Origin of the sequence: Collinsella sp. TM09-10AT, from assembly GCF_003436275.1 — a bacterium.
In the GTDB taxonomy this organism is placed as follows: domain Bacteria; phylum Actinomycetota; class Coriobacteriia; order Coriobacteriales; family Coriobacteriaceae; genus Collinsella.
Genome location: NZ_QSOP01000034.1, coordinates 797 through 8,806, shown reverse-complemented (window position 1 = coordinate 8,806; position 8,010 = coordinate 797). Strand labels below are relative to the sequence as shown.

Here is an 8,010-nt window from a genome sequence, read left to right as displayed (position 1 = left end):
CCTACCGGGAGTAGCCCCGACGGTTGACAAAACTATAGGAACACCCAATGACTGACCAATGACTAGGCGAGGGCGGCCATGATGGTGCGGGCGACGCCGTCGCGGTCGTTGTCGTATTCGGTGATGGCGTCGGCGGCCTCGCGATCTTCGGGCTCGGCGTTGATCATGGCCATGCCATGGCCCGCTGCCTGCAGCATGGGGATGTCGTTGATGTTGTCGCCGAACGCCCAGGCGTCGGCGAGACGCTCGCCCAGATGCTCACACAGCCACGTGAGGGCCGTTCCCTTGGTGGCGCCTTCGCCCATAACCTCGATATTCATGGCGTACGAACGCGTGACCTCAATGCCTCCGAGCGTGTCGAGCGCCGCCGCGATGGCGTCGCGATCGGCCGGGTCGTGCCAGTACATAGCGATGCGTTCGAGCGCCTCGACCTCGTCGATCTTGCTGTCGATATTCATGTCGATCGGCGTTCGTGTGCGCTTGAGCGAAGCCGCGATGTGGGGGTCGCCGCCACAGAACTCATCCAGACGCCCGTATAGCGAGCGGGGGAGGAAGCACTGCCCATCCGCGAAGATATCGAAGGTCACATCGTGGCCGGCGGCAATGCGATGGATGCGGTGGGCAATGCCACGGTCGAGCGGACGGCTCAAGATGCACGTGGCGCGCGAGGCGTCGGTGGGCGTATCCTCGTCGAGCTGCCAGACGCTGGCGCCGTTGGCACAGACCGCGTAATGCACGGCGGGATGGGCGAGAATGGGCTCAAAGATGCCCGACAGTGGACGTCCCGTGCAGGGAACAAACTCGATGCCACGACGTGCGAGCTCGTCGAGCATCGCCCAGGTGGCATCGCTCATTTGCTTATCGCTCGTCAGCAGCGTTCCGTCCATATCGGAAAACACAATCATTTGATGCAGCCCTTTCTACTGGCATAAAAAGCGTGGCCGAGGGCGGTGATGCCCTGGCCACGCTCGAGTTCTATAACGGTCCGCGTCCTAGCGGTCGGCGAGCGGCTTGTACTCCAGCGGCTCGATCATCGGACGATAGGCGGGGCGGATGATACGGTGCGCGCAGAAGAGCTCTTCCATGCGGTGTGCCGACCAGCCGGCCATGCGGGCGACGGCGAATAGCGGCGTAAAGAGCGTTTCGGGCACGCCGAGCATCTTGTAGATAAAGCCCGTGTACAGGTCGATGTTGGCGCAGATGGGCTTGGTCATGCCGTGGTCGCGCATGACCTGGGGTGCCAGGCGCTCGATGCGCTCGATGAGCGCGAACTCTTCGCCCAAGTCCTTCTTGGCTGCCAGCGAGCGCGCGTAACGACGGCAGACCTCGGCGCGCGGGTCGCTGAGCGTATAGACGGCGTGGCCCATGCCGTAGATGAGGCCCGTGCCGTCGAAGGCCTGCTTGTCGAGGATCTTGCCCAGGTAGGCCGCGACTTCGTCCTCGTCCTCCCAGTTGGAGACATGCGCGCGGATGTCCTCGTGCATAGACACGACCTTGGCATTGGCACCACCGTGGCGCGGGCCCTTGAGCGAGCCGATAGCCGCGGCGTAGGCGGAATACGGGTCGGTGGCCGAAGACGACAGCACGCGGCAAGCGAAGGTGGAGTTGTTGCCGCCGCCGTGCTCGGCATGCAGCATGAGCATAACGTCGAGCAGCATCGCCTCATCGCGGGTGAACGCCATGCCGCCGCGCAGGACCTGTAGGATGGTCTCGGCGGTGGAGAGACCGGGCGTAGGGTGCGGCACGTGAACCTCGGAGCCGCGAAGCTTGGCGACCGAGGCCATGTGTGCGAAGGCGGCGATGCGCGGGAGACGTGCGAGCATGGAAATGGCGACGTCGATTTCGTGCTCGGGCGTGATCACGTCTGGTTCGGCATCGAAGGCGTAGAGCAGCAGTACGGCGCGCTGGAGCACGTTCATGATGCTCGACGATACCGTGGTCATAGGGAACTCTTTAACGTACTCGTCGCTCAGATGTCTAAAGGCGCCCAGGCGCTCGCAAAAGCCGTCGAGCTCTTCCTTGTTGGGCAGCGAACCCGTGATAAGCAGATAGGCGACTTCCTCGTAGCCATAGCGATTCTCGGCCTGGGCATTGTTGACCAGATCCTCGATGCTGTAGCCGCGAAGCGTGAGCTTGCCCTGATCGGGCACGACCTTTCCGTCGACCTTGTTGTAGCCGTGCACATCCGAGATACGAGTGAGACCCGCGACCACGCCCGAGCCGTCGGCATTGCGCAGGCCGCGCTTGACATTGTGCTCGACAAACAGGCCCTCGTCATAAGGGTCGGTCGGCAGGCCGTGGTAGAGGTTTTCGCTCTCAGACGAAATCTGGCGGCTCGCCTCGTAATCCAGAACCAGGCGGCTCAGGTGATCGTCGAAGCGGTAGTAGATTTTCTTGGCGTCGTAGGCCATGTGCGCTCCTCTCCGGTCCGCTTTGGGGCGGCGCGCTTGGACGATATGACGTCAAGCTGCCCCGAGCGGCTTGTTCGCTACAGGCGGTACATAAAGTTAAAGACGTCCTCGCGCTGGATGGACACGTTGACGCCCGAAAGCTCGCCGGCCTCGGCCAGGGCCTTCTGCAGCTCGGCGAAATCGAGCTTGGACTCAGCGGTGTCGGCCAGCATGGTCATGGTGAAGATGTCCTCGATAATGGACTGCGTAATGTCGCGGATGTCGACGTTGGCCTCGCCCAGAACGCGGGTGACGCCGGCGACGATGCCGGGGCGGTTCTTGCCAAGGACGGTGATGACGATACGGGAGGACGAGATCTCGGCCATGGGAAACCCTTTCGCGTGGTCGCGGCGCGCGCGGGGCGCTCCGCTACGGTACAGTGTTCATCATTGTACCTGTCTGGCGCAAAAAAGGCGCGCTCGCTGCGGCGTTACATGCCTGCAACATGAGCGTAAGGGGTTAGGCCGCACGGGGAAGAGCCGTCTGGCGCGTGTCCGGCTCGTGTTGGGTTGATTTCCGATCTCAGCCGAACACATTGAGCGGACAGGCCGTTCCCGCAGTCAGCCGAACGCCTCCGACGGCTGATTCCGAACTGGAAGCGGAGGGCATCCCCGCCCTTCGGTAGGGGATACCGCTCCGCGGCGCATGCCGCGGGCGGCGCCCCTATCGGACCACCGTGACCTCAGTTGGGATGGGCCCAGCACTGCCGCGTACTCGGTGAGCTAGAGCCAACTGTTCGTCTTCACGTCGCGTATGGCGATATTTCGGTCGTCCGGCTCGGTGATGCCGTAGCCGAACGCCTGGAGCGTCTCGATGGACTCCTGGATCCTCTGTTGGAACATGGGACCCGGATCGACCCTCGGCCCGAGGTGCCCGCGCCAAAGGCACGGCGTGGCGCGCAGCATGTTATGGATTTTGGAGATGGGCTCGATGTCGGCGTAGACGTTGAGCGTCGCCATGGCGTCCTTGTGGCCGAGGATCGATTGGAGCGCCTTGATATCGCCGCCTTGGCGGATCCACTGCGTTGCGAACGTGTGGCGAAGGCCGTGGAACGTGATCAGCTCGTCGTTGGTGCCCATGAGGCCGTTGGTCTCCGAGAACGTCTTGAACGCCCTGCGGATATAGCTTGTCGTCGCGAAGGTCGCGCCCGGCTCCGACAGGATGTAGCAGTCCCCGATCTCGACCGCTCCGGTAAGGCCGCGCAAGCGCAGCTTTCCGCAGTCGATCTCGTGGGTCTCCTTCAGGATGGGGAGTAGGCCGACCGGGTCGATGGGGATACCCCTGGCGTCATGGGTCTTGGTGTCCTTGATGAACGAACCCATTCCCTTCGCGTACGCCACCGAGTGTCTGATCGAGATCAGGCCCGTCTCGAAATCCACATCGCACCACCGAAGGCCGCAGACCTCGCCGATTCGCATCCCCGTGTGCAGGGCGAGTACGACCGCCCTCTAATCCTCGGCGGACCAATCGAGTCCGAACTCCTTTCGGGCATCCTCTTCGCTCATGACTTCGAGAAGGTCTCCGGGTTGGCAACGAAGGGCGAGGCATAGCTGCTCGAGTGTGTTGAAGCGAATGCCGCGAATATGCCCTTTTTTAATACGGGACAGGTTCACGGGCGTGGTTCCAATCCTTTCGGCAAGTTCGTTCGAGGAAATCTTTCGCTCGGCCATGATCTTGTCGAGGCGAACAATTACGGGCATGGCGTTTCCTTACGCAATCTCGTCGGAGTCGAGGTACAGCTCTCGGGCGTACAAGAAGAGCTGGGAAAGCATGAACAGGACGATGCCGAGAACCAGAGAGGTCCAATCGAATGATGAAGCGATCTCTTGGGCGCCGACGGCCCCCTCGCCGCCAAACATCGAAACGGAGGTTTTGAGTGAGCCGGCGTAGAGGCTGGTGGCAGCTTGAACAACGAAGAGAATGCCGAGCACCTTCAAGCATGTCGCAGACCCTTTCTTGAAGGGGTCTCCGCTCTTGATCGTCCACACGAGAACGGCGCTGAGGATGGTCGTAGCGATACCGATGACGGCAGGGACCAATGTCGAGATCGCAAGGGCTGGATACGCGGGGGAGTCTGCAATTACAGGGTTGTCGAGCACTTCGATTGCTGGCTTTAAGGAGAACGCCACTTGTGCGATGGCGGTGGCGCAAAGGGTCGCAGAGGCTATCGCACATGCGATGCGGAAGGAATGAAGCCGGGGAGTGCGATTGTCGGAACTCATAATAACCTCCGAAGAATTTAAAAAACTCAGGTTACTTTTTAACAGTTTATGTTAAATTGACTTTGCCGGCAAGTAATAAGGGCCGAGCATTTTGTTCGGCCCCTCTATTCCGACTGGATGAGGTTAAGGTTGGCGATGAATATGCTCAAAATCTCGAAGGCAATCTTTAGGTCGCTCCTCTCCTCCAGGTCACTCTGTGTTGCCGTTGTTGCGTTGATGGTTCTTTGTGCTCTGCCCGTCTTCAGGAGCGCGGCTGGCATCGACGGACGGGTCGAATACCTCGAGTCGGGAATAACCCGTGTTGAGCAGGAATTGTCAGCATCCTATGCGGATGCGCTTGTGAATGCGGGGGAGGACGGTGTCTACACCTCTTCATCAAGCATGCCCGCGCTTCTGTACCCTCTTGCCGCGGGACGTCTTATCTTGGCACCGCTCTCTCCCCTACTTCCGTTTCTGCAGATATCGGATGGAGAGTACACCTATTATGACGGATCGAAGGAGTACTTGCTATGGGTCGCAACGGCCGTTGCCGTCTCGTTCCTTGCCGCGCGTCTTAACAAACGTGAAAAGCTCATCATCCAGGCGCCGATGGGCGAGCTGGGTAGACTTGTTGCATCGAGCGTATGGGCGAGTGTTTTTGCAATGCTTGCCGTCCTCGCCATCAATCTTCCAGGGATAATCGCCGCGCTTGTGAAGAATGGCCCGGGCTCGCCGTTCTATCCGATAGGCTACATTCAATATGCGACTCCGGTTATCAAACCGGCTTGGCTGGTGTTCGCGCAGACGGCCATCTTGCAATTCTTGGTGGCAGCGTTCATCTCGCTTGTCGTTCACCTTGCCGTGAAGATTGCCAATAACCCTACGCTTGGAATCGTGTTCGTATGTGCCCTGATGGGGGTGACGATGGTTCCCGGGTATTACGGAAGATCCATCGCTTTACGTGAGTTCGCCCTGTTGAATCCCCTTACGTATGCGAACACTGAGTTGACCGTCGGCGCCTATAGCCCGTACCCGACAACGCAGATAGTGAATCTGCCTGGACTTTGCTTCGAGCGTGGCGCGATTGCCCTCGTATGCGCAATCGGGATCGAGGTGCTGGCAATTAGCCTGCTTTGCGTTGCTGGAAAGAGCGGCTGCGCGTGCCCGATATCCCCGATTTGTCTTGAGAGAGGTTCCTTCACTGCATCGAGAACGGCAACTCGTTCGAGCGCTTGTGCCTCCGCCGTTGCATACGTAAGAACGATGGGGAAACTGCTCCTGCGTTCTCCTACCCTCGCCGTATGCGCGATTGCAATGTCGACGACGATGCTGGCCCCGGCTCTGGTCGAGATGTTTCCTGACGCTGATAACGTTTCCGCTGTTCGGTATAGGGATGGGGAGCTCCGTTCAATAGATCGGTATTTAGAGCAGAACGCTGCGAATATGGACGTCGAGGGCAAAGCGGCCCTGGAAGACATGCGGGATGCTCTTTCGGGTTTCGTGTACGCGCCTATGCCTGCGGAGGGGTTTCGAAGCCTTGCGACGTACGAGCGCGCTCGAGGTGAGCTGGGCGCGGCAGATGCGACTCTCCTGCAATCGATCGGAATCGAGCCGGAGACTCCTTCTCGTGCGGAGGCGCGCGCCCTTCTGCTTGAGTCGATCGCGAGCTTGCCGGACCCCAAGGTTTACGAGTTAAGTACGAAGATGCCCCCATTAATCCTCCTTTCGTATCTCCAGGCAGCGCTTCCCTCCTTATTTTTGCTGTTGCCCGTGGTTGTCACATCGCTCGCGTGCACCCACCTGCAGTGTCGTTCCCTTCTGGTTCTCCAGATCCCCGCAACAGCGCATGTGCGTTTTCTGACGGCTGTTGCGCTGGCTCTCCTGCTTGGCTTGGTGCTGCTTTTGGTGTCGATGGTTCCCGCTGTCGTTGTGTCCGTGATTAAGAACGGTGCGGGTGGATCGGAGTATCCCGTCGCTCTCATTCGGGCGGGAGCTTCGACAACGTCCATGGTGGGGGAGGCGGTGTTGTGCAGTATTCCGTTGCTGGTCATGGCATACGGCGTGATTTCCGTCGTCGCTGCGTTGACAGCAGCGATTAGCCGCAACTCCGTTGTCACCGGAATGGTTTGCGCGGTTCTCTTGGTGTTGGGTTCGTTGAGCGCTCATGTTGAAAGCGTGGGCATGGGCGTCGCGCTGCTGGCTCCATTCGCCTCGTTTGATCCCGCTTCCCAGGTGGGGACGATTGGGTTCCTTGGGCGAGGGACGAACGCGATGCCTTTTGGAGAGGTCGTCGGCGCATCGGGCGCTCTGCTGGTGGTCTTGGGCGCCGTATCTCCGTTGATGGTGCGCCTGAGTGTTCCAAAGATCGAAAGGGGATGATCTCGATGATTGACCTTCAAACGCTGACGATCTCTTATGGAAAGAAGGTGCTCGTAGATTCGGTGAACGCTGAGTTTGCCCCGGGTACGGTCTACGGTCTCGTCGCTCCGAACGGGCATGGAAAGACGACGTTGCTGCGTGCGATGGCAGGTTTGCCGGGTCCTCGCGTGGACGGGAGCATCGTTCTGGATGAGGTGCAGGGTACGGGTGCGAGAGAGGTCCGTTCTATGATCTTCTATGCACCTGGTGAGGGGACGCTGCTGTATCCCGGATTGCGTGCGGAAGATCACCTCAAGATGGTTTGCGATATGTGGCCGCATGCTCGCGATATCGAAGAGATAGTGGAACAAACGCAGATAGGCGAGTTCGCGAAGATGAGGACCCGCACTCTGAGCCAGGGCATGAAGCAGCAGCTTACCCTGGCGATTGCGTATGCGACGGGCGCGCGGTACCTTCTATTAGATGAGCCCATGAACGCGCTCGACCCCAGCAGGGTGGACTTGCATTCCGAGATTCTCAGGAAGCTGGCCGATTCTGGTACGTGCATCATCATGTCATCCCACATCTTGGATTCGGTCGATAGGCTGTGCGATGAGATTCTGTTTTTGAAGGATGGGAGGCTCATTAGAAGCATTCCGCAAGATGATGCTGCGCCGAAGTCTCCTGGATCCCATTTCGCAAAGCCTGCCGGACGCGCCGAGGGTGCGCTAAGCACGTATCGGCGACTCTACGAAAAGGGCGGGTAGAAATGCAAGTTAAAAATCTATGTGGTCAATATGATGCCGTTGAACCCGCGTATCGATACCGCTCAGCCATTCGCCTCGCCCCCGTCGCACGTATCTTCATCCGGTCTGTTACTTTTAATCTAACGATTCTTTGAGGAACGTAGGTGCTTCTGAATGTACTGTCGACTTCTTCTCAAACTGATCCTAAGAGACAAGGCCGCATGGATTTGTACGCTCGTTCTCGCTGCAGCCTTT

At 59.3% G+C, this 8,010-nt stretch carries 8 protein-coding genes; 2 read left to right on the top strand and 6 right to left on the bottom strand.

Translation table 11 applies throughout. The features are described 5' to 3' along the window. Nucleotides 1–62 precede the first annotated feature (62 nt). The 6 genes from DXD77_RS09940 to DXD77_RS09915 all read right to left on the bottom strand — a co-directional run bounded on the left by DXD77_RS09940 (nucleotide 63) and on the right by DXD77_RS09915 (nucleotide 4,672). Entirely contained in the window at nucleotides 63–905 is an 843-nt protein-coding gene (locus tag DXD77_RS09940) for a Cof-type HAD-IIB family hydrolase (RefSeq protein ID WP_117646539.1), read from the bottom strand. Between the two features lie 87 nt (nucleotides 906–992). Further along, nucleotides 993–2,411, bottom strand: coding sequence for a citrate synthase (locus DXD77_RS09935; protein ID WP_117564192.1), 1,419 nt, complete (start codon nucleotides 2,409–2,411; stop codon nucleotides 993–995). Between the two features lie 77 nt (nucleotides 2,412–2,488). Continuing rightward, nucleotides 2,489–2,776 (bottom strand): ACT domain-containing protein, encoded by a 288-nt coding sequence (locus DXD77_RS09930; protein ID WP_006235289.1) that lies wholly within the window; start codon nucleotides 2,774–2,776, stop codon nucleotides 2,489–2,491. Nucleotides 2,777–3,172: 396 nt separating this feature from the next. Then, entirely contained in the window at nucleotides 3,173–3,880 is a 708-nt protein-coding gene (locus tag DXD77_RS09925) for a site-specific integrase (protein WP_255413113.1), read from the bottom strand. Between the two features lie 18 nt (nucleotides 3,881–3,898). Then, nucleotides 3,899–4,150, bottom strand: coding sequence for a helix-turn-helix transcriptional regulator (locus tag DXD77_RS09920; protein ID WP_006235292.1), 252 nt, complete (start codon nucleotides 4,148–4,150; stop codon nucleotides 3,899–3,901). 9 nt (nucleotides 4,151–4,159) lie between these two features. After that, a complete protein-coding gene (locus DXD77_RS09915; RefSeq protein WP_006235293.1) occupies nucleotides 4,160–4,672 on the bottom strand; it encodes a DUF2975 domain-containing protein in 513 nt (170 codons plus the stop codon). Nucleotides 4,673–4,807: 135 nt separating this feature from the next. Between DXD77_RS09915 and DXD77_RS09910 the strand changes: the two genes are divergently transcribed. Both DXD77_RS09910 and DXD77_RS09905 read left to right on the top strand, forming a co-directional pair. Continuing rightward, a complete protein-coding gene (locus DXD77_RS09910) occupies nucleotides 4,808–7,030 on the top strand; it encodes a hypothetical protein (RefSeq protein ID WP_117648553.1) in 2,223 nt (740 codons plus the stop codon). Nucleotides 7,031–7,035: 5 nt separating this feature from the next. Continuing rightward, on the top strand, nucleotides 7,036–7,776 hold the full coding sequence (locus DXD77_RS09905) for an ATP-binding cassette domain-containing protein (RefSeq protein ID WP_158548930.1): 741 nt from the start codon (nucleotides 7,036–7,038) through the stop codon (nucleotides 7,774–7,776). Nucleotides 7,777–8,010: the final 234 nt, after the last annotated feature.

What these genes read in the sequence shown, in the direction of transcription:
- DXD77_RS09920 (WP_006235292.1), bottom strand. Translation starts at nt 4,150, where the DNA reads ATGCCCGTAATTGTTCGCCTCGACAAGATCATGGCCGAGCGAAAGATT.
- DXD77_RS09930 (WP_006235289.1), bottom strand. Translation starts at nt 2,776, where the DNA reads ATGGCCGAGATCTCGTCCTCCCGTATCGTCATCACCGTCCTTGGCAAG.
- DXD77_RS09910 (WP_117648553.1), top strand. Translation starts at nt 4,808, where the DNA reads ATGAATATGCTCAAAATCTCGAAGGCAATCTTTAGGTCGCTCCTCTCC.
- DXD77_RS09935 (WP_117564192.1), bottom strand. Translation starts at nt 2,411, where the DNA reads ATGGCCTACGACGCCAAGAAAATCTACTACCGCTTCGACGATCACCTG.
- DXD77_RS09915 (WP_006235293.1), bottom strand. Translation starts at nt 4,672, where the DNA reads ATGAGTTCCGACAATCGCACTCCCCGGCTTCATTCCTTCCGCATCGCA.
- DXD77_RS09940 (WP_117646539.1), bottom strand. Translation starts at nt 905, where the DNA reads ATGATTGTGTTTTCCGATATGGACGGAACGCTGCTGACGAGCGATAAG.
- DXD77_RS09905 (WP_158548930.1), top strand. Translation starts at nt 7,036, where the DNA reads ATGATTGACCTTCAAACGCTGACGATCTCTTATGGAAAGAAGGTGCTC.